The sequence below is a fragment of the Burkholderia sp. NRF60-BP8 genome (assembly GCF_001522585.2).
In the GTDB taxonomy this organism is placed as follows: Bacteria; Pseudomonadota; Gammaproteobacteria; order Burkholderiales; family Burkholderiaceae; genus Burkholderia.
The window spans coordinates 1,812,061-1,832,875 of sequence record NZ_CP013373.1; the positions used below are offsets into that span (position 1 = coordinate 1,812,061).

18 protein-coding genes and 2 pseudogenes are annotated in these 20,815 nt (G+C 67.3%); 6 read left to right on the forward strand and 14 right to left on the reverse strand.

Features of this window, described 5'->3' with window-relative positions:
• Nucleotides 1-5: 5 nt before the first annotated feature.
• On the reverse strand, nucleotides 6-416 hold the full coding sequence (locus WS54_RS21785; protein ID WP_034207340.1) for an acyl-CoA thioesterase: 411 nt from the start codon (nucleotides 414-416) through the stop codon (nucleotides 6-8).
• A gap of 383 nt (nucleotides 417-799) precedes the next feature.
• Between WS54_RS21785 and WS54_RS21790 the strand changes: the two genes are divergently transcribed.
• A complete protein-coding gene (locus WS54_RS21790) occupies nucleotides 800-1,912 on the forward strand; it encodes a 3-deoxy-7-phosphoheptulonate synthase (RefSeq protein ID WP_059785808.1) in 1,113 nt (370 codons plus the stop codon).
• Nucleotides 1,913-1,931: 19 nt separating this feature from the next.
• Here WS54_RS21790 and WS54_RS21795 read toward each other — a convergent pair whose 3' ends face one another.
• Nucleotides 1,932-3,299 (reverse strand): glutamate--cysteine ligase, encoded by a 1,368-nt coding sequence (locus WS54_RS21795; RefSeq protein WP_059785810.1) that lies wholly within the window; start codon nucleotides 3,297-3,299, stop codon nucleotides 1,932-1,934.
• A 109-nt stretch (nucleotides 3,300-3,408) separates the two neighbouring features.
• Complete coding sequence (locus tag WS54_RS21800; protein WP_034207342.1) at nucleotides 3,409-4,245, reverse strand: AraC family transcriptional regulator; 837 nt, start codon at nucleotides 4,243-4,245, stop codon at nucleotides 3,409-3,411.
• Between the two features lie 103 nt (nucleotides 4,246-4,348).
• Between WS54_RS21800 and WS54_RS21805 the strand changes: the two genes are divergently transcribed.
• The 5 genes from WS54_RS21805 (at nucleotide 4,349) to WS54_RS21825 (ending at nucleotide 10,068) form a co-directional block, all read left to right on the forward strand.
• Nucleotides 4,349-5,848 carry an efflux transporter outer membrane subunit gene (locus tag WS54_RS21805; RefSeq protein WP_059785812.1) on the forward strand — a complete coding sequence of 500 codons (1,500 nt, stop codon included), beginning with the start codon at nucleotides 4,349-4,351 and terminating at the stop codon, nucleotides 5,846-5,848.
• Nucleotides 5,849-5,857: 9 nt separating this feature from the next.
• Nucleotides 5,858-7,222, forward strand: a complete 1,365-nt coding sequence (locus WS54_RS21810; RefSeq protein ID WP_059785815.1) for an efflux RND transporter periplasmic adaptor subunit — start codon at nucleotides 5,858-5,860, stop codon at nucleotides 7,220-7,222.
• The gene (locus WS54_RS21815; protein WP_059785818.1) at nucleotides 7,219-8,757 is read left to right on the forward strand and encodes a DHA2 family efflux MFS transporter permease subunit; all 1,539 of its coding nucleotides are present in this window, start codon (nucleotides 7,219-7,221) and stop codon (nucleotides 8,755-8,757) included. The genes WS54_RS21810 and WS54_RS21815 overlap by 4 nt, the downstream gene beginning before the upstream one ends.
• A gap of 5 nt (nucleotides 8,758-8,762) precedes the next feature.
• Nucleotides 8,763-9,248: a hypothetical protein gene (locus WS54_RS21820; RefSeq protein ID WP_230624922.1), complete on the forward strand. Its 486-nt coding sequence runs from the start codon at nucleotides 8,763-8,765 to the stop codon at nucleotides 9,246-9,248.
• A gap of 85 nt (nucleotides 9,249-9,333) precedes the next feature.
• Complete coding sequence (locus WS54_RS21825; protein WP_060260633.1) at nucleotides 9,334-10,068, forward strand: autoinducer binding domain-containing protein; 735 nt, start codon at nucleotides 9,334-9,336, stop codon at nucleotides 10,066-10,068.
• Here the strand turns inward: WS54_RS21825 and WS54_RS21830 are convergent.
• The 11 genes and pseudogenes from WS54_RS21830 to WS54_RS21880 form a co-directional block, all read right to left on the reverse strand.
• Nucleotides 9,991-10,773 carry a glutamine amidotransferase gene (locus WS54_RS21830; protein ID WP_082725188.1) on the reverse strand — a complete coding sequence of 261 codons (783 nt, stop codon included), beginning with the start codon at nucleotides 10,771-10,773 and terminating at the stop codon, nucleotides 9,991-9,993. The two genes, WS54_RS21825 and WS54_RS21830, sit on opposite strands and share 78 nt — an antisense overlap.
• A gap of 32 nt (nucleotides 10,774-10,805) precedes the next feature.
• Complete coding sequence (locus tag WS54_RS21835; RefSeq protein WP_082725191.1) at nucleotides 10,806-11,450, reverse strand: glutathione S-transferase family protein; 645 nt, start codon at nucleotides 11,448-11,450, stop codon at nucleotides 10,806-10,808.
• Nucleotides 11,444-12,673: a cystathionine beta-lyase gene (gene metC, locus WS54_RS21840; protein WP_059785991.1), complete on the reverse strand. Its 1,230-nt coding sequence runs from the start codon at nucleotides 12,671-12,673 to the stop codon at nucleotides 11,444-11,446. The genes WS54_RS21835 and metC overlap by 7 nt, the downstream gene beginning before the upstream one ends.
• Nucleotides 12,673-13,326 (reverse strand): pyridoxine/pyridoxamine 5'-phosphate oxidase, encoded by a 654-nt coding sequence (locus WS54_RS21845; protein ID WP_034207347.1) that lies wholly within the window; start codon nucleotides 13,324-13,326, stop codon nucleotides 12,673-12,675. Before WS54_RS21845 ends, metC begins: the two co-directional genes overlap by 1 nt.
• Before the next feature lie 8 nt (nucleotides 13,327-13,334).
• Nucleotides 13,335-14,237: an HpcH/HpaI aldolase/citrate lyase family protein gene (locus WS54_RS21850; protein WP_059785824.1), complete on the reverse strand. Its 903-nt coding sequence runs from the start codon at nucleotides 14,235-14,237 to the stop codon at nucleotides 13,335-13,337.
• 49 nt (nucleotides 14,238-14,286) lie between these two features.
• On the reverse strand, nucleotides 14,287-15,429 hold the full coding sequence (locus tag WS54_RS21855; protein WP_059785828.1) for an acyl-CoA dehydrogenase family protein: 1,143 nt from the start codon (nucleotides 15,427-15,429) through the stop codon (nucleotides 14,287-14,289).
• A gap of 399 nt (nucleotides 15,430-15,828) precedes the next feature.
• A pseudogene (locus WS54_RS21860) lies at nucleotides 15,829-16,233 on the reverse strand (helix-turn-helix domain-containing protein); the annotation flags it as partial.
• Nucleotides 16,234-16,367: 134 nt separating this feature from the next.
• Nucleotides 16,368-16,632, reverse strand: a pseudogene (locus tag WS54_RS21865) (hypothetical protein); the annotation flags it as partial.
• 98 nt (nucleotides 16,633-16,730) lie between these two features.
• Complete coding sequence (locus tag WS54_RS21870) at nucleotides 16,731-17,090, reverse strand: type II toxin-antitoxin system HicB family antitoxin (RefSeq protein ID WP_034207352.1); 360 nt, start codon at nucleotides 17,088-17,090, stop codon at nucleotides 16,731-16,733.
• Nucleotides 17,087-17,341 carry a type II toxin-antitoxin system HicA family toxin gene (locus WS54_RS21875; protein WP_059785835.1) on the reverse strand — a complete coding sequence of 85 codons (255 nt, stop codon included), beginning with the start codon at nucleotides 17,339-17,341 and terminating at the stop codon, nucleotides 17,087-17,089. The genes WS54_RS21870 and WS54_RS21875 overlap by 4 nt, the downstream gene beginning before the upstream one ends.
• A 718-nt stretch (nucleotides 17,342-18,059) precedes the next feature.
• Nucleotides 18,060-20,780, reverse strand: coding sequence for a TonB-dependent receptor plug domain-containing protein (locus tag WS54_RS21880; RefSeq protein WP_059785840.1), 2,721 nt, complete (start codon nucleotides 20,778-20,780; stop codon nucleotides 18,060-18,062).
• Nucleotides 20,781-20,815: the final 35 nt, after the last annotated feature.

Below are 20,815 nucleotides of genomic sequence, written 5' to 3' on the forward strand. Positions count from 1 at the left end.
CCCCATTACAGCGACCCCTGGAATTCGAGCACGCGCGTCTTGAATTCGTCGGGCACGGCCAGCGTCGTGTTGTTCGCGTAATCGAACATCACGTGCGTCGACACGCCGCGCGCGACGATGGTCTGGTCGTCGCGCTCCATCAGGTGTTCGAGATCGAAGCTCTTGCTGCCGAAGCGCACGATGCTCGAGCGAACGGTCAGGTTGTCGCCGAACTGGGCGGGCGCGAGGTATTCGCACTGTGTCTTCACCATGATGTGCGGCAGTTTCTCGCTGCGCGGCAGGCCGAGCAGGTCGAACATGTAGCAGAGATACGAATGCTGCAGATAGTCGTAATAGACGGGACTGCTCACATGCCCCATCGAATCCGTATCGCGATACTTGACGTGAATGGGGGTTTCGTAATGTCGTTTCGACATGATGACTCTCCGCAATGACTGGGTTGATTTATATTTTCGAGCCCGAATGGCCTGTCGGGCATCCGAAAATTAATCGAACGACTATCTGGCCGCCACTATCAGAACGAATAGCGAAGCTTGGTAAAAATGCCGTACGTGCGCGCATTGCCGTGCAACAATCGCATCCGCGTTTTCAAATGAAAACCGAATGAACGCCCCATTCCACGCCCCGATAGCAGCAAATTGCCGGACCCCCGATTATCGAATCCGACGCTTATTCTTCACATTCATAAGGTTATGAATTAGATACTGATAACTATGTTAGTTGCGCGCCGAAAGCACCATTCAATACAGTCGCGCTGTAGTAAAAAATCTCGTTAATTATCGACAGGAGGGCAGTCCCCATGCATGCAAACGCCTGGACGACAAACCGCGACGCCGTGCTGCGCTTGCCGTCCCCCGCGGATCTGGCCGACGCACTGCCGCCGGCGTGGCGCGCGTCGCGCACCGTTCATACGACCCGCCGCGCGATCGTCGACGTGCTCGACGGCACGGACGACCGGCTCGTGGTCATCGCCGGCCCGTGCTCGATACACGATCCGGACGCCGCACGCGACTACGCGGCGCGGCTCGCGCTGCAACGCGCGCGCTTTGCGGACGAACTGGAAATCGTGATGCGGGTGTATTTCGAGAAACCGCGCACGACGGTCGGCTGGAAGGGGTTGATCAACGATCCGCTGCTGGACGGCAGCGACCGGATCGACGTCGGACTGCACACGGCCCGCGCGTTGCTGTGCGACATCAACGGCGCGGAAATGCCGGCCGCGACCGAGTTGCTCGATCCGCTGTCGCCGCGCTACCTGGCCGATCTGGTCGCGTGGGGCGCGATCGGCGCGCGCACCGTGGAATCGCAGGTGCATCGCGAGCTGGCGTCGTCGCTGCCGATCCCGATCGGCTTCAAGAACGGTACCGACGGCAATGTCCAGATCGCCGTCGATGCGATGCGCGCGGCCGCGCACGCGCACCGCTTCCTGTCGATCGATGCGGGCGGCCGGCTATGCGCGGCCGCGTCGTCCGGTAATCCGCATACGCACGTCGTGCTGCGCGGCGGCCGCGAGCCGAATTTCGACGCGGCCGCCGTGAATGCCGCGTGCGAGCGCATGACGGCCGCGCACCTCGCACCGCGCGTGATGATCGACGTCAGTCACGGCAACAGCCGCCGCCAGTACCGGAATCAGCTCGCGGTCGGCGCGGAAGTCGCCGCGCAGGTGGCGGCCGGCGATACGCGCATCGTCGGCGTGCTGATCGAGTCGAACCTGATCGAAGGGCGGCAGGATCTCGTGCCCGGCGTACCGCTGCGCTATGGGCAGAGCATCACGGACGCGTGCCTGTCGTTCGCCGATACCGCACAGCTGTTCGAGACGCTCGCGCACGCCGTCCGTACGCGGCGACGCGGCCACGCGCTGCCGCTCGGCGCCGAGTTCGCTCACGAGCCGCTGCTCGCCTGCTGCGCGTGAACGGCCCGGCGCGACGCGCTCAGATGGCGGCTTCGTCATGGATCCGCGTCGCGTCGCCGGCCCACGCGTCGCGATAGCGGGCCAGCCAGTGTTCGGCCTGGGTCGGCGCGCCGGCGACGATCTCGTCGAGCGGCGCGAGATACATCGATTCATCGCGGCCGGCCGCATCGATGCGCGTCCGCGCGCGCAGGCCGCGACGCGCGATCGCGAGCGCATCGGCCGCGATCGCGCGCAATGACCGGCCGTCGACCGGCGTATCGAGCCCGGTACGCGGCACGTCGCGACGCAGCGTAAGCAAGGTGCCGCGGTCGATCGCGGCAGCCAGCGTCGCGGCGTCCGACAGCGCGGCCGGATCGTACAGCAGGCCGGTCCAGAACGCGGACAGCGCGACCATCATGCCGGGCGAGCCGGCATCGGCGCCGCGCATCTCGAGATAGCGCTTCAGCCGTACCTCGGTGAACACCGTCGTCAGATGGTCCGCGAAATCGCCCAGCGTCGGCGTCTCGCCTTCGAGATGCGGAATGCGCCGCCGCATGAAATCGCGGAACGTGTGCCCGGTCGCATCCGCATAACGATCGCCGCGCCGCACGAAATACATCGGCACGTTGTCGAGCAGCCAGTTCACGTAGCGCTCGAAGCCGAAGCTGCGCGACAGGAACAGCGCGGGCACGCCGCAGCGATCCTCGTCGGTATCGAGCCACGTGTGCGCACGCGTCGACAGCAGGCCCGACGGGCGGCCGTCGCGGAACGGCGAATTCGCGAACAGCGCGGTCGCGACCGGCTGCAACGCGAGCGCGACGCGCATCTTGCGCGCCATGTCGCTTTCCGATGCGAAATCGAGGTTGGCCTGCACGGTGCAGGTGCGCTGCATCATGTCGAGCCCGCGCGTGCCGACGCGCGGCATGTAGCGCCGCATGATCGCGTAGCGCTGTTTCGGCATCCACGGCAGCGCATCGCGCGACAGGTGAGGGTGAAAGCCGAGCGGCACGCAGCGCAGGCCGAGCGGATCGCATGCCGCACGGGCCGCGGCGAGGTGCGCATGCAGTTCGGCATGCGTGTCGTGCAGCGTATCGAGCGGCGCACCCGACAGTTCGAGCTGGCCGGCCGGCTCGAGCGAGATCGCGGCGCCGTCGCGCTGAATCACGCCGACGGTCTGCCCGGCATCGACGATCGGCGTCCCGTCGCCGCGCAGCCGCGCCAGCACCGCGGCGATGCCGGACGGCCCTTCATATCGCGCAGCCGCGTGCGTCGCGCGGGAAACGACGAACTTCTCGTGCTCGGTACCGATCCGGAACTGCGCGGCCGGCTTGCAGCCGGCGGCCAGATGATCGGCGAGCTGCTGCTCGGAGACGATCGGCGTGTTGTCCGATCCGACGGCATTCGACATCGACACCCTCCACAGGTCACATTGGGCGACCGACCGGCCGGTCGCACGGCGACTATAGCGACGTCGATGCGCGCGCAGTACTGGCAGGGGTGATAGGGGCCGTGCGGCATTACGGCTGCTTGCGCTTCGCGAAGTAATGGGCAGGCGAATCGCCGAACGCGCGACGGAACATCGCGATGAAATTGCTCGGCGTCGCATAGCCGAGCGCGTCCGCGATGTTGGCGACGCTGTCGCCGTTCGCCAGACGTTCGAGCGCATGCGTGAGCCGCGCCTGCTGCCGCCACTGCGCGAAGCTCGTGCCGGTTTCCGCGACGAACAGCCGGCTCAGCGTGCGGGCGGACAGCCCGGCCCATTCGGCCCACGCGTCGAGCGTGCGGCCATCGTGCGGCTGCCCGAGGATCGCGTTGGCGATCCGCAGCAACCGCCGGTCGTGCGGCATCGGCAAGTGCAGCGGTTCGTGCGGCGCGCGGCGCATCTCGTCGAGCAGCACGACGCTCATGCGCGCCTGCTCGATGTCGAGCCGATCCTGGTCGGCCCACGACACCGCGCGCCGCACGAGTGCGCGCATCAGTTCGGTGATCGCGATCACGCACGGCTGATCGGGCATCCGGCGGCTCGCGGCCGGTGCGATCACGACGCTCCAGCCGCTCAACGCACCGCTGATGCTGACCTTGTGCTGCTCTCCCGGCGGAATCCAGCCCGCGCGATGCGGCGGCAGCAGCCACGAACCGTGCGGCGTGCGCACGTGCGCGAACCCGCTTTCGACGCAGAACACCTGGCCGCGCAGATGGCTGTGCCAGTCGACCTCTCGCGTGCCGAGCTGGTAGGCGTTGCTGCCGTCGTCCTCGCCCCAGACGGCGATCAGTGACGGGCCGTCCGCGCGTTCGCTCGGATCGGCGTTGGCGCGCTGCACTGCGCGGGCGGGAGAAGCGTCTCGGATGGGCATGGCCGGAATTCATTATTTTTTGTCTAAACAACATTATCAGCTTTGCCCGCGAGCGTCCAACAATGCGAGTCGTGTTCAAACCCAAACGAAGCAGAGGAACGCGATGCATGCAGCACTTGCTCCCTCGCCACGCGATGCCGTCACGCTGCGCACCTTGTCGCGCATGGCCGTCGCCGTGGCGCTCGCCTTGCTAGGCGCCTGCGCGAGCCGCGACGGGCTCGCGCCCGCCGGCACGCTGCGCGGCGCCGATACGCTCGCCGCATCGCGCAGCCTCGCGCATGCGCCGGCCGGCGACTGGCCGGCCGCCGACTGGTGGGTTGCGCTGAACGATGCGCAACTGAATGCGCTGATCGACGAAGCGCTTGCCGGCAATCCCGATCTCGCGACCGCCGATGCGCGTGCGCGCGAGGCGCAGGCGCTCGTGATCGAAGCGCAGGCCGCCCGGCTGCCGCACCTCGTCGGCCGTGCAAGCGCGAAAGGCGAGCGAACGTCCGGCACGCAATTCTCGGCGGGGGAGGGCGGTGGTTTCTTCAGCCACACGCGCGAGATCAATCTCGGCCTGAGCTGGGATCTCGATCTGTGGGGCGGCCGCCGCGCGGCGTGGGAAGCCGCGCTCGGCGAAGCGCGGGCCGCACGGATCGATGCGCGGGCCGCGCGCGTGCTGCTGTCCGTCAACGTCGCGCGGGCCTACGTGAATCTCGCCTATGCGTTCGATCAGCAGGACGTCGCGCAGGCCGAATACGACCGCGCCGGCGAAGCGCTGTCGCTGACGCGGCAGCGTGTCACGAAAGGCATCGACAACGTCGCGCAGCAGCGCCAGGCGGAAAGCGAAGTCGCGACCGCGATGCGCGAACAGGCACGCGCGGCCCAGGCGGTCGACAGCGCGCGCATCGCGCTCGCGATCCTGCTCGGCGCAGGCCCCGATCGCGGCCTCGCGCTCGCGCGGCCTGCGCCGCTGCCCGCCGCCGCGCTCGCGGTGCCGGCCGACTTGCCGGCCGCGCTGCTCGGCCGGCGCGCCGATCTCGTCGCCGCACGCTGGCGGGTGGAGGTCGCGAGCCGCAACGTCGAGGCCGCCCGCGCGGACTTCCTGCCCGACGTGAGTCTCACCGCGCTGATCGGTTTTGCAACGCGCGGCGGCGCATCGCTGTTCCAGGCCGCCTCGCGCACCTACAACGTCAGCCCGGCCGTGAGCCTGCCGATCTTCGACGGCGGCGAACGGCGCGGCGTGCTGCGCAAGCGCGACGCGCAATACGACGTCGCGGTCGCCAGCTACAACAAGACGCTGATCGGCGCGATCGGCGAGGTGGCCGACGATCTGCACCGGTTGCATGCGCTCGCCGTGCAGGCCGATGCGCAACAGCGCGCGTTCGATGCCGCCACCGACGCATGGCGGCTCGCGGACGCGCGCTACCGGGCCGGCGTCGGCAGTTACCTCGACGCGCTCGTCGTGCGCCAGCAGCTCTTGATCGCGAGCCGCGAGGTCGCCGCGTTGCGCGCCCAGCGCGCGGACCAGTCGCTGCAGCTCGTTGCAGCCCTCGGCGGCGGCTTTCGCGCCGAGCCCGACGACGTTGCGCTTGCCGCCACGCCTTCCAACCGTCCTTGATATCGAACCATGAGCAGCGACAACACCCTGCAGACTCCCGCGCGGCCCGCAGCCGCCGATCCCGCCAGTGCCCGCCAGCACCCGTCGGCCGACCACACCGGTGCGCCACGCGCGCCAGGTGGGGCGGACGCCCGCACGCAACCGGCGCCGGGCGGCGCCGCACCGGCCACGCCGCCGCCCGCCAGACGCAAGCATCTCGTACGTGCGCTCGTCGCCGCGTTCGCGGTCGGCATCGCCGGGTGGGGTATCTGGTACGGAATCGTCGGCCGCTGGTACGAGTCCACCGACAACGCGTACGCGCAAGGCAACGTCGTCGATCTGACGCCGCAGGTGACGGGCACCGTCGTGTCGATCGACGCGGACGACGGCGACCTCGTCCGTGCCGGCACGCCGCTCGTCCGTCTCGACGCGAGCGACGCGCAGATCGCGCTCGCGGCCGCGCAGGCCGATCTCGCGGCCACCGTGCGCAAGGTGCGCGGCCTGTACAGCAACGAGCGCGGGCTCGCGAACAGCATCGACGGCGCACGCGCCGACCTGGACGCGCGGCGCACCGCGCTCGACAAGGCAAGGGCCGACTACCGGCGCCGCGAGGATCTCGGCCGCTCCGGCGCGATCTCGCGCGAGGAGCTCGCCCATGCGCTCGACACGCTGACGTCCGCGCAAAGCGCGTACGCCGCCGCGCAAAGCGCGCTCGCGACCTTGAGCGAACAGCACCAGACGAGCAAGGCGCTCGTCGACGACACCGCGGTCGCGTCGCATCCCGACGTGCAAGCCGCGGCGTCGCGGTTGCGCGCCGCCTATCTTGCCCGTGCGCGCACCGACATCGTCGCGCCCGTCACCGGCTACGTCGCCAAGCGCACGGTGCAGGTCGGGCAGCGCGTGTCGCCCGGCGTGCCGCTGCTCGCGGTCGTACCGCTGCGCGAGCTGTGGGTCGACGCGAACTTCACCGAAAAACAGCTCGAGCACATGCGGATCGGGCAACCGGTCGAACTGACGGCCGACCTGTACGGCGACGCCGTGCGGTATACGGGCCGCGTGCAGAGCCTCGGTGTCGGCACCGGCAGCGCGTTCTCGCTGCTGCCCGCGCAGAACGCGACCGGCAACTGGATCAAGATCGTGCAGCGATTGCCGGTGCGCATCGAACTGACGGATCCGTCGCAACTCGACGCGCATCCGCTGCGCATCGGCCTGTCGATGCATGCGCGCGTCGACCAGCACGACCGTAGCGGCGCGATGCTGTCGCGTCGCGAGCAGGATTCGCCGGTGTTTCGGACCGACGTGTACCGCGGCGAGCTCGCGCGCGCCGACAGCCTGATCGCGGACATCGTGCATGCGAACCTGCCGGCGGCGGTGCGTGCGGAGCGTGTGCGATGAGCGGCCCGATGCCGGCCGCGGACGCCGGCTTTCGTCCGTCGAGCGTCGCGCTGACGACGTTCGGCCTCGCGCTCGCGGTGTTCATGCAGGTGCTCGACGGCACCGTCGCGAACGTCTCGCTGCCGACGATCGCCGGCAACTTCGGCGTCAGCACGACGCAGAGCGCATGGGTCGTCACGACGTTCTCGGTCAGCAATGCGATCGCCTTGCCGTTGACCGGGTTTCTCGTCAAGCGCGTCGGACAAGTGCGGTTGTTCGTGTGGGCGACGCTGGCGTTCACGTTCGCGTCGCTGCTGTGCGGCCTCGCGCAGAACCTGCCGCAGCTCGTCGCGTTCCGCGCGCTGCAGGGCCTCGTGGCCGGCCCGATGATCCCGACCACCCAGGCGCTGATGCTGTCGATCTACCCGCCGCAGCGGCGCGGCTTCGCGCTGTCGATGATCGCGATGGTCACCGTCGTCGCGCCGATCGCCGGCCCCGTGTTCGGCGGCTGGGTGACGGAACATTACTCGTGGCGCTGGGCGTTCCTGATCAATCTTCCGATCGGCGTATTCGCCGCGATGTGCGTGTTCGCGCAGATGCGCGCGCGCGTCGAGACGACGGTCGCCGCGCGCGTCGATTATGTCGGTCTCGCCGCGCTCGTCGTCGGCGTCGGCGCGCTGCAGATCGTGCTCGACAAGGGTAACGAGGCCGACTGGTTCAACTCGACGTTCATCGTCGTGATGTCCGTGGTCGCCGCGTTCGGGATCCTGCTGTTCCTGATCTGGGAGCTCAACGAGCCGAACCCGATCGTGAACCTGCGGCTGTTCGCGCATCGCAACTTCGCGGCCGGCACGCTGACGCTCGTGCTCGCGTACTCGGCGTTCTTCGCGGTCAACGTGATCGTGCCGCAGTGGCTGCAGCGCACGCTCGGCTATACGGCGTTCTGGGCCGGGCTGGCCGTCGCGCCGATGGGCGTGATCCCCGTGCTGATGACGCCGTTCATGGGCAAGTACGCGCCGCGCTTCAACATGCGCGTGCTCGTGTGCTGCGCGTTCGCGATCCTCGGTACGTCGTCGTTCCTGCGCGCGGGCTTCGTGCCCGACGTCGACTTCACGCACATCGCGCTGATCCAGTTGCTGCAGGGCCTCGGCCTCGCGCTGTTCATCATGCCGATCAACAGCATCCTGCTGTCCGACCTGAAGCCGGACGAAATCGCCGCGGGCTCCGGCCTGTCGACGTTCCTGCGTACGCTCGGCGCGAGCTTCGCCGTGTCGATCACGTCGTTCCTGTGGGACCGGCGCGCGATCCTGCATCACGCGCAGCTCAGCGAACACGTGAGCAAGTTCGATCCGTCCGTTCGCGCCGAGCTCGCGCAGCTCGGCGGCGGCGATCCGCAACGCGCGGCGGCGCTGCTCGGCAACCTGGTCGATGCGCAGGCGTACCAGATTTCGTTCAACGACGTGTCGTTCGCGCTCGGTTGCGTGTATCTCGCCGTGATCGCGGTGGTGTGGCTCGCCCGCCCGCCGTTCGGCCCCGGCGCCGCCGCCAAACGATGAAGCGAGTGCTGCGCGGCCCGTTCCGACCCATGCTGTTCAATTCGATGGAGATTGACCCGATGCCTACCCACCACGCCGGAAATACGCCGCCCGCACTGGCGACGCTCGCCGTATTCGACGTCGCGGAATTTCCGCTCGTCGTCGTGCGCAACGATGCAATCGCATCCCGCGGCTACGCACAACGCTGGCTCGACGACATGCACGCGCTGATGCGGCACGGCGAGCCGTTTGTCATGATCTTTCCGCCGGCCCGCCCCGACGAGCCGCACGACGACCGCAAGGAGCGCGGCATGTGGCTCAAGCAAAACCGCGCCGCGCTCGCCGCGGTCTGCCGCGCGCTCGTGTCGGTCGAACCGGACCCGAACGAGCGTGAAGCGGCCATCGCCAACGCGTCCGGCATCGAAAAGGCGTTCGGGATTCCGTTCGACGTCGCGGCTTCGCTGGATGACGCGAAGCAGGCGGGTCGGCGACGACTGACCGAGGCGGTCTAGCGCGGCCCGTTCGCGCGCAACGCCTCGAACCGGTTGCGCAAGTCCGCCTGATTGAAGATTTCAACGAATAAACGGGGTGGCTTGTATGAAAGGACTGGATTGTCTGAAATGGTTGGTACCCGGCGACACGGACGCGTCATGGCAGCGGATGACCGACGCGGCCGCCGGCATGGGATTCGACAAGGTCGTACTGATCGTGTTGCCGTTTACCGGCGCATCGTTCGATCTCGCGCGCAAGTGGAGCAGCGGCGTGCCGGGCTGGACGGCGCTGTACCGGCAGCGGCAGTTCGACCGCATCGACCCGATGCTGCAGCATTGCTTTCGTTCGGCGCTGCCGCTCGTCTGGGACGACGCGCTGTTCGGATTGCCCGGGCAACGGCCGTGCTACGAAGCGGCGGCCGCGTACGGCATGCGCAGCGGCGTCGTGCTGCCCGTGCGCGGCCCGAAGGGGGAGGTCGGCATGCTGTCGTGCGCAAGCGCGGACGATCTCGCCGCCACGCGCGAGCGCTGCGACCGGCATCTGGCCGCGCTTACGTTGTTGCGCGACATCGCATGCGAAGCGATCGCCGGCACGCGCTGCCACGCACCGCCCGACAGCGTGCCGCGCCTCAGCCGGCGGGAGGTCGAGTGCCTGCGCTGGCATGCGGCCGGCAAGACCTCATGGGAAATCGGCCACATCCTGAACGTGACCGAGTCGTGCATCAACTTCCACTTCATGAACATTCGCCGCAAGTTCAACGTGTCACGTCGGCACGAAGCCGTGCTGCGCGCGGTCGAGTGGGGGCTGATCAGCATCTCCGACGTGACGGTGCCGACCTGATGCCGGCGTCTCGTCGAGCCAACGGTCGAGAAACGCGCTGAGCCACGCGGCCGTCGAGCGGTCGTGGCGGCAGCCTTCGCTCGCCTGCGTCGCGAGATCCTGCGCGCCGGGCGCCGCGAGCTTGTGCGCGGCGGCCGTGCTCCAGCGCCGCATCATCGGATAGCTCACTTCCGGATGGAACTGGACACCGTACGCGCACGACCCGTAACGGACGGCCTGGTTCTCGAAATGCTCGCCCGTCGCGAGAATCTCGAGCCCGGCAACGCGCTCGAAGCCCTCGCGATGCCACTGGTACACGTGCGACGGCCATGAACCGAGCCGCCGGCCGGCCGGCGTCGCGGCGATCGGCCAGTAGCCGATTTCCGCGCGTCCGTCCCGATGCGCGCTCACGCGACCGCCCAGATGGCGGATCATCATCTGCGCGCCGAGGCAGACGCCGAGAAACGGCGCCGCCTCGCGCAGCGGCACGCCGATCCAGTCGATCTCGTCGCGGATCCAGCGATCGCCGTCATTGGCGCTCATCGGGCCGCCGAACACCACGGCGCCGGCATGGTCGGCGAGCGTCGTCGGCAACGGATCGCCGAGCGGCGGACGGCGGATGTCGAGCGGATGGCCGCGCGCGGCGAGCAGCCGGCCGATCCGGCCGGGGCTCGACTGTTCGCGATGCAGCACGATCAGGATCGGACGAAGTGCGGAGTGCGTCATGTCGTGTGGTCGGTAGAAGAGTCGGTAGAAGATCAGCCCGGCTGGCCGCGCAACGCGTCGAACGACACCATCACCTGTTCGCGGTAGGCGGGCCGTCGGCACAGGCGGGCGTACCAGGCCTCGACGTGCGGCAGCGGCGGCCGCTCGACGTCGAGCGAGAAATAGCGGAACAGCGTCGCGCCGGCCGGAATGTCGGCCAAGCCCGGCGTCGCGCCGCCGAGAAACGGCTGGGTCGACAGCAGCCGGTCGAGCAGCCGGTAATGCATGGCGCTGCGCGCGGCCTTGTCGCGCACGATCGCATCGTCGCGCCGCTCCGGTGGCGTTCGCACGAGTGCCCAGAACAATCCGGTCATCACGTCGGGTTCGAGCGCGGTCTGCGACCAGTCCATCCAGCGCTCCGCGCGCGAACGTGCGAACGTGTCGCGACACCAAAACGGATTGTTCGGCACCCGCGCGGCCAGATAGCGCAGGATCGTGTGCGACTCCCATACGACGTCGCCGTCCCAGTCGATCACTGGAATCCGGCAGGTCGGATTCAGCGCCGCGAACGCGGGCGTCTGCAGCGAGCCGTGCTCGCCGCCGACCGGAATATGCCGGTAGGGCAGGCCGAGCTCGCCGATCAGCCACAACACCTTCTGCACGTTGAACGACGTGCGGCGGCCCCAGACGGTCAGCATCGCGACGCATCCTCGCAGGCGGCGATCGACGCGCATGCCGCGTAGCGATCGAGGCCAGCCGCCAGGTCGGCGATCAGGTCGTCCGGATCCTCGAGCCCGATGTGCAGGCGCACGCCGCGGCTGCCGGACGGCCAGCGCGCCGCGAGGCCGTGCGCATCCAGCTCGAACGGCAGCGCGAGACTCTCGTAGCCGCCCCACGAATAGCCGAGCCCGAACAGCGTCAGGTGATCGAGCAACGCGTCGATCGCGTGCGCGGGAGCCGGCTGCAGCACGACCGAGAACAGCCCCGACGCGCCACGGAAATCGCGGCGCCACAGCGCGTGCCCGTCGTCGCCCGGCAAGGCCGGATACAGCACGCGCTGCACCTCGGGACGCCCGTCGAGCCAGCTCGCGACCGCGAGCGCGTTGCGCTGGTGCTGCCGTAACCGCACGCCGAGGGTGCGCAACCCGCGCAGCGCGAGATACACGTCGTCGGGGCCCGCGCACAGCCCGAGATCGCCATGCAGTTGCTTCAACGCGGGCCACGCGCGCGCGCTGGCCGACACCGTGCCGAGCATCGCATCCGAGTGCCCGACCAGATACTTGGTGGCGGCCTGGATCGACAGGTCGATCCCGAACGCATGCGGCTGAAAGAACAGCGGCGTGGCCCAGCTGTTGTCCGCGATGACCTGGGCGCCGTGTGCGTGCGCGAGCCGCACGAGGGCAGGGATGTCGTGCATGTCGAACGTGTAGGACCCGGGCACTTCGACGTACAGCGCGCGCGTGTTCGGACGAAACGCGGCTGCGACGGACGTGCTGCCGCCGTACCACGTCGTCTCGACGCCGAGCCGCGCAAGCACGCCTTCGCATGCGTGACGCACCGGGCCGTAGACCGATGCGGTCATCAGCAGATGGTCGCCAGGCTTCAGGCACGACAGCAGCGCGAGCGTGCACGCGGACAGGCCCGACGGGCACAGCACCGCGCCGGCTCCCCCCTCGAGGCTCGTCACCGCGCGCTCGAGCGCTTCCGTCGTCGGCGTGCCGCGACGGCCGTAGATATACGGCTGCGTGCGGTTCAGCAAATCCGACACCGTCGGGCTGAGCACGGTCGACGCATGGTAGACGGGCGGATTGACGAAGCCGTGCCACGCGGCGCTGTCGCGGCCCGCGTGCGCGAGCCGCGTGTCGTCGTGCAGGCGGTCATGCATGCCGTCGCGCGGCAGCGACGGCGGTTCGGCGGACATCACGGCCATAGCGCACACCGTTCCCAGCGCGCGCCGGCGCGACGGTAAGCCTGCCGCGCGAAACGGCGCGAACTGTCGGCCCGCCAGAACTCGACTTCGTCGGGCGCCAGCGCATACAGGTGCCAGTCCTCCGACACGAGCGCGGGATCGGCGGCCAGACGCTCGAGCTGCGCGTCGATCGCACGCGTCAGGTCGGCGGGATCGTCGAGCCGTTCGCTTTGCCGTCCGGCCAGAATGCTCGCGCGCGACCGCTCGGGGCGACCCGCGAAATCGGCATGGCCTTCGGCGGCCGGCAACCGCTCGACCGGGCCGCTCAGCCGGATCTGGCTCGCGATCACCGGCCAGTAGAAAGTCAGCGCCGCGAACGGCCGGTTCGCGAGCTGGCGCCCCTTGGGACTGCGCGCGTTCGCCGCGAAATGCCAGCCGCGAGCGTCCACATTCAGCAGCACGACGGACCGCGCATCGGGCCGTCCGTCCGGGTGGACCGTCGACAGCGTCGTTACTTGCGGTTCCAGTGCGCCGGCGGTCACGGCCTCGTCGAGCCAGCGTTCGAACTGCGCGTGCGGCGTGCCGGCCCAGTTGTCGGTCGCCACGTGCGGCGCAGCGTGGGCGAGCGTTTTCAGCGCCTTCAGGCGCGTTGCGATCGTATCCATGGCGACACTCATGCGATGCCGAATTGCGTCGCGCGGGCGATCAACCGATGCGCGGCGAGATAGTCGGGGACTTCCGCGAGGAAGCCGTCGACGACGGCGGCGGCAACGCGACGGCCGCCGGAGGCGCGCCGCGCGTGGTCGAACGCGTCGATCACGCGGCGGGCGAGGGCGACTTCGTCGGCCGTCGGCGTCAGTACGCGATTGACGACCGGCACGAACTGCGCGTTGACGATCGCTTTCGCCTGATAGCCGAGGCCACGCGACACGCGCATGTCGAGTTCAGCACCTTCGTTGTCGGCATAGCTGTACGGGCAGTCGATCGCGGTCACGCCGACCGCCGCGCATTCGACGCGAAAGCGCGAGCGCACGTAGTCGAGCTCGCGACCCGCACGGGTGCGCTCGGCGCCCATGTCGGCCACCATGTCCTCGGTCGCGACGAGCACGGCCGATACACGCGGGCTCGAGCGCGCGATCGCCATCGTGTTCACGAGACCGAGCGTCGTCTCGACGTTCGGCACGAGCTCGGTCGAGCCCGGCGCGATGCCGTACTCGCGCTCGAAACGTGTGACGGCTTCGTCGAGCGCGACGACCTGCTCGGGCGTCGCGACGTACGACATCATCACGATGTCCGGGCGCCCGCGCATCGCGGCGCGCAGGTCGTCGATGCCGCCCGCGTCGAGCGGATTCACGCGCACGGACGCCAGCACGCCGGCATCGCGCCAGCCCGCGAGCACCCGCTCGCTCAGTTCGCGCGCGGCCGGGCGCCGGTCGGGAGGAGTAAAGGTTTCCAGTTCCTGGATCAGGACGTCCGCACCGCTCGCGGTGCCGTCAACGAGCGCATCGTGATCGGCGCCGGCGAGAAACAGCCAGGAGCGGCGCAGGCGGGAAGGGCGTCGGTTCGTCGGTGTCATGCGTGGTTTCCTGTAGGGCGCGTGGTACGCGTGGCGATGGCGCGGGCGATCAGCCAGCGCGCATCATCTGGTTGAAGATGTTCTTGCGATGCATTTCCTCGGTGCCGCCGACGCTCATGAAGCCCAGCGCGTCCGAGGCGAACGCGGCCACCGGCCCGGCCTGGTAGCCGAGGCTGCCGTACAGCCGCACGAGGCCGAGCGCGCTGTCGACGAGATCCTGAGCGCCGACCAGCTTCGCGATCGAGCACGTCATCAACGCTTGCGGATGGTCCGTCAGCAACTGCGCGAGCGCGCCGCGCGCGAGCCACGTGCCGCGCTCGATACCGATCTGCAGGTCCACGAGGCGGCGCTGCACGTACTGATGCGTGTCGATCGTGCTGTCGAAGCTGCGTCGCTCGCGGCAATAGCCGATCGCATCGCGCAGATAGGGCGCCGTCACCTGGGCGGCGACGAGGCCGTAATAGAGACGGCCGAGCGAGATGATGTCGATCAGGTTGCCGAGCCCGGCACCCGGTTCGCCGAGCAGTTGGCCGCGCATGATCGGACAGTCGTCGAAATGCAGCGCGCCGGTGGGCAGGTCGTCGAGGCCGAGCTTGCGGTCGGGCGCGGCCACCGTCATGCCCGGCTGGTCGCGATCGACGATCACGAGCGCGGTGTTGCGCCGACCCGGCGTTTCGATGCGCGTGACGACGAGGATGAAACGCGCAAGCGGTGCATGCGCGATATTGAATTTGCTGCCGGTCAGCCGATAGCCGTCGCCGTGCTCGACGAGCGTCGTCGCGATACTGCGCACGTCGGTGCCGGTGCCCGGCTCGGCAATCGCGGTCGCGCTCAGTTCGCCGCGCAGGATCGCGCCGAAATAGCGGTCCTGCTGCGCCGCCGTGCCATGTCGCTCGAGCGCGCGCACCATGCCGGCCTGCGCGATCACCGACAGCAGCAGCGCCGGACGGCGGATCGACGATGCAAGCCCTTCCAGCGCCGCGGAAAAATGCCACCAGCCGTGACCGTCGCCTCCATACGTCTCCGGCACGATCATGTCCCACAATCCTTCGTGCCCGAGCCGCGTCCAGCCGGCTTCGTCGAATCGGGCGGGCGCGTTGCCGTCATGTGCGACGGCGGCGGCGATCCCCGCGCCGATATGGCGAAACCGCGTACGCGTCGCGTGCTGCTCCTGCGTCCAGTCAAATGGCATCTTTCGTGTCCCCGGTCGAAGCGGCGCGGCCTTCGACGGCGCGCCAGTGGTGACGACAAGATTAAGGGGCCACGGACAGCGCAGGTACTGGCAGTAGTGGTAGTTGCAGGGTGAATGGACGGTTCAGGGGGATCTCGACGGCCCGGGATACGAGGCCGATCGATTCACCGACGCTGGACATCCGGCGTATCGGTGCGGCGAAGGGTGCGGCGGCCGCCTGCGTGCGTGCGGTCGAGCGCGACGCGATCGCGCAGAGGATGGTCGACACTGAAACAATTTGGACTACGATTCAACTCCGTGTTTCGCATCGCCTGAATCCGGGTTTGACAACGCGTGTCATACCAGGATTCAGATGTCCGCCTGCCGGCTATTTAAAAGTGATTTCAGCCAGACGGTCAACTGATAAACCTTCAGCGGATGCTGTCGACGTGGAATCCACAAGCCCGCGTCCGTCATCAGCCTCCTGACCGTCTCCTTGGCCAGCCGAATGCCGTGGCACTCCCAGAGCTTCTCGCACGCCAGCGTCGGCCCGAAATCAGCGTAGCGCTCGCGAATAACGGTCAGGGCACGTAACGCCAGCCCGGCGTCGAGCTTGCGGTTGCCCGGCCGGCCGCGACGGCCCGAAGCTACGCCGCTGGCTCCTTGCTCTCGATATCGGATGATCAGCCGTTCCACCTGGCGCACGCTCAGGCCCAGCCGTTCAGCCGCACGCCCAGGCTTCAAGCCCGTGTCCACCACGGCCTGGATTACCTTGAGTCGATCAAGCTCTCGCATCGTCAGTGTCACCAATCCGGCTGGCTGCATGGTCGGCTCCCGGGCTTACTCAACGAGCCGTCCAGCATGCCAGCAGTCAAAAACACGACATCTGTAAATAGCCAGAACACGACATTAGGATATGGCTGCTACAACCAAAACCGACGATAATGTTGATTATGTCAAATTGAATCGCTAGCAAACTTCATCTTCGACAGCGTCGGCATGACCATTTGAGCGTGATGCTCGTCGGCGAAGATCGACCACGCGTCGCGCATCAACGTCATGTTGTCGGACGTGCTGACGCCCATCGTGTTCATGGCGCGAACGTACTTTTCAGCGTCTTTGGTCGCGTGGCCGCCGAGCCCGAACGCCGTGATGCGCGCGCTCGTTCTGCATTTTCTTCGCTTCGTCGAGCGTGCCGACCAGATCGCCGAGGTTAGCGGCTCCCACGAAAAAGAGGCCGGCATTTGTCGCCGTGTATAGCGCCCGTTTTGGCCAAACCAACCATCGCGATTGAACATCTTTGGTCATATTTCGGACCTCGATCAAACGTGTGCGGCGCGTTCTAACACTTCGCGCGCAGCGCGCCCGAGCACCTCTTCCGACCACTGATTTACGCTCTTGCCTGCAACGGCCGCCGCGACACCGACGGCCGCGTGCGTTTCCGGATTGATGCGCAACATCAGCTTTCCCGACGCCGGCTTTTGCGGCGCTCGGCCCGTGCGTGCGCACTCGTCGAGGTAATGGTCGACGGCCGCGTGAAAGTCGTCCGTCAGTTCGGCGACCGTCTCGCCGTGAAAGCTGATCTTGTCATCGACGCCGAGCACATGCCCGACAAAAATATTGTCGCGGCCGTCGAAGTCGACGCGGGCGTAATAGCCCTTGTACGTCATTGCGTTGGTCATGGCTTTATCCCCATTTCATTGAACCACTCGCGCACATCCGCTACCTGATAGCGCTTCGCCTCTTTGCCCGGATGCGGGCGGTGCAGGTATCGGCGCGTCCCGTTCAGCTCGAAGGCAATGCGCGACCCGGCGCCTTCGTGAATGCTGCCGCCCAACGCGACAACCAATGCTTCGATATCCGCGAACACGATGCCGCCCAGGGTCGGCTTCGTGTAGATCGCGCTCAGCGTGCGGGCGTGTTTCGTCTTCATAGACTCGTGATAGCACAATTTGATATCACTTGATATCGAATGATAGCAAATTGTGCTATCGCCGTTTGATTCCCACCGACGCGATCGCGGGCCGCTAGCCCTGTCTGACGCGTCGAGGCACGCAGGATTACGATGGCGCTGCCAGCCCGCCAGAGGGCTGAAATCGCGCGAATGACTCGGGTTTGCCAGCGGGGCCGACTCACGAACACCCGACCCCGCACCCGGAAAATCGCATCCCCCTCCCCGCGCTTCGCTAAATGGATCGTTTTTGATGCACCGGCCGGGATCGGCGTAAACGCCCGCTGGCGCGGGGTTTCGGCGATTTCATATGGTGAGAAAATGATGCGGTTTGGCGCGTAAACCCGACGAAACAACGCGTCGGCATATGACCCGGCCGGCGCGACCGGATTTATGCGCCCCGGCGGCTCGATCGCGCCTCGAAATCGTCGATCAGCCACGACGCGCCGAGCGCCAGCGCGGCATTCCGTGACACGGCACGCTGGCCGCGAAACCTTACATCTCCGCACTTGAGGCTGGCTGCCAGTCCGGAAGGAAGACCACGAAGACGCCTACGAGGTGCGCCTCAAGCGCGGATCGAACCTGCATCTCGACCACTGTATTTCTGCGCGATGTAGCCGATCCGGTCCGTGCCCATCCTTCGTCGTCCCGGCGCGCGCCGCGCGCCGGGACCGGTTGCCGCCTGGCGGCTTCCTCGCCGTCAGAACCGGTACGTCGCGCCGACCTGGAAGAAACGGCCAAGGTCCGTGTAGAGCGACTGGTCATAGCCCGTGATGTCGGGCACGGCTTGCCACTCGACGTCGAACGGCGGCTTCTTGTCGAAGAGGTTCGTGATACCGCCGTAAATCGTCCAATGCTTGAAGCCGCGGTAGTTGAACATCAGGTTGAACTGGCTGTACGACGCCACCGAGCCCGTGCCGCCGTCGCCGAATTCGGCGGCCACGGCGTTCGTATAGGGCCCCGTGTATTGCCAGGTCAGCGTGGTGGTCAGTTGCCGGTAGTCCCAGCTCAGGCTCGTATTGCCCTTCCAGCGCGGGTTGCTCGCGCCGAACGGCTGCAGCAGCGCAAGGTTGTTGCCGGCGAAGTCCTGCGGCGCGGTTCCGGGGCTGTGCAGCTTGAAGTGCCACACATAGGCCCAGTCGCCCGAGAGCGTGAACGTGCCGTACTTGGTGCGCAGCGCCTTGCGGAAGTTCAGATCGAAACCATCGGTGTCGAGCGCGCCGAGGTTCACGAAATGCTGAACGAGGTAACGCACCGACCCGTCGGCGTTGCGCACGACGCGGGAGGGATCGTTGGCGACGAGCACCGCGTTCGGATCGTCGGTGCCGATGACGCCGTCGATGCGGACCTTGTAGAACGCCGCGCCGATATCGGTCATCGCGTCGGGCGAAAGCTGGAAGCCGATGTTGTAGTTCTTCGTGTGCTCGGGCTGAAGATTCGGATTGCCCGCGACTTGCTCCGTCGTGAAGTGCTTCGTCGGCACACCGCTCGGATCGTTCGGATCGACGAGGTTCTGGTGAGAGAGATAAACGGCCTGCGAGTTTTCGACGAGGGTCGGCGCGCGGAAGCCGCGACTATACGATGCATACGTCGTCAGCATTTGCACGGGCTGGAAACGCAGCGCAAAGCTCGGCGAAAACGCCCCGCCGAAGTCGCTGTAGTGATCGTAGCGGCCCGCCTGCGTGAACGTCAGGTTGCGCAGGATCGGAATGTCGACCTGGTAGAACGCGGCGGCGACGTTGCGCGAACCTTCCACCGTCTGCACGTTCGCGGGCGCGGATACGCCTTGCGACGCGAGCGTCTGCGGGTTGATCGTCGACGATTCGTGGCGGAACTCGGTGCCCAGGCCCAGACCGACGGGTCCCCCGGGCAGCGTGAACAGATTCGACGTCGAAGCCTTGGCCGTCACGCTGTCGACCTTCGAGATGGCCTGCTGATCGTCGTCCGTGAAAACACCCTTCAGGCCGTTCGGCGTGGAGCCCGGGTTCGAGAAGTTGTAGGTGCCGTTGGCGAGCATGTTCTCGAGGCCCGCGACGTTGATCCGGTTGCTGTACGTCGTATCGACCGTGCTCTGCGAGTGGCCGTAATCGGCCGACCAGTCCCACGCGCCGAACCTGCCCGCGTCGAACGAGCCTTTGACGCCGGTATTCGCCATCCAGAACGTCGATATCGTATCCGCCCCCACGACGTTGGCCGGGAAGGTCAGGTTGATCGCCGTCGGCACGCCGAACGGGTTATAGGGGTTGCTCACCGGTACGGTGCGCGGCAACGGCGAAACGGATCCGGTCGACGGGTTGTAGACGTTCGTCGTGCTAGAGATCGAGGCCGGCCCCTGCGACTGGACGGTTTCATCGCGGCTCACCCAGAAGCCCGCATAGGCCTGCGTGTTGTCGTCGATCTTGAAGGTGGCGCGCACCTTCGCGTTCAGGCGCGTCGTGGACGGAACGAGCGATGTCGAGGCGGCCGGGTTGTACGTGCAATTGGTCGCGCTCGTCTTGCTGCCCGGCGGGCACGGCGAAAGCGGCACCTTCGAGCCATCCGCCAGCGACCAGTACGACTGCTGGTTCGGCCCGAGCGGCGCGGCCAGGCCGCCGGGATATTGCGTGAAGTCTTGCGCCGACGTCATGTCGCGATCGCCGAGCGTCGAGCCCGAATCGCGGTAATAGCTGGCGGCCGCGGTGACGTTGAAGCGATCCGAATTCAGATCGCCGAAGCCGGCCAGTACGCTGAAGTTGCCCTGCCCGTCGCCCGGATGCTGAGCCTTGCCGAGTTGGCCGTCGATCTGCAGGCCCTGAAAGTTCTTCTTCGTGATGATGTTGACGACGCCCGCGATCGCGTCCGACCCGTAGACGGACACCGCGCCGGTCTTGACGATCTCGACGCGCTCCACCATGTTCAGCGGAATCGCGTTGACGTCGAAGAACGTGTCGGTGAAGTTCACCGACTGCGCATAGTTCGCGACGCGCTGGCCATCGACGAGCACGAGCGTGTATTTCTCGCTGAGCCCGCGCAACGCCATGCCGGCGCCGCCGGGGGCCGAGCTGTTCATCGTCGTCTGGCCCCAGCTGCTGGCGGAATTGGCCGAGGTCGAACGCAGGAAATCGGCGACCGTCGTGTATCCGCTTTGCTGGATTTCCTTCGCGGTGATGACCTGCACTTCGGTGTGGCCGACCTTGTCGGACGTACGGATCAGCGAGCCCGTCACCTCGAACTTGTCGAGCTTTTTCACGGTCTGCCCGCCCGCGGCGGCGCCCGATGCCGGCGCGGGCGCCTCAGCGGCAGTGCTGCCGGTTTGCCCGGCGGCGACGCCCCCGTCGACAGGCGTCGTCTGCGCGTAAGCGGAGGTACCCAAAGCCGCCGTCAACGCGACTTCAGCCCATGCGATGCTGCGTATTGCCGATCCCAAAGCCGTTGGTTTCATAACACCCCTCTGTCGTCGCAAGGCCTGACCTTTTT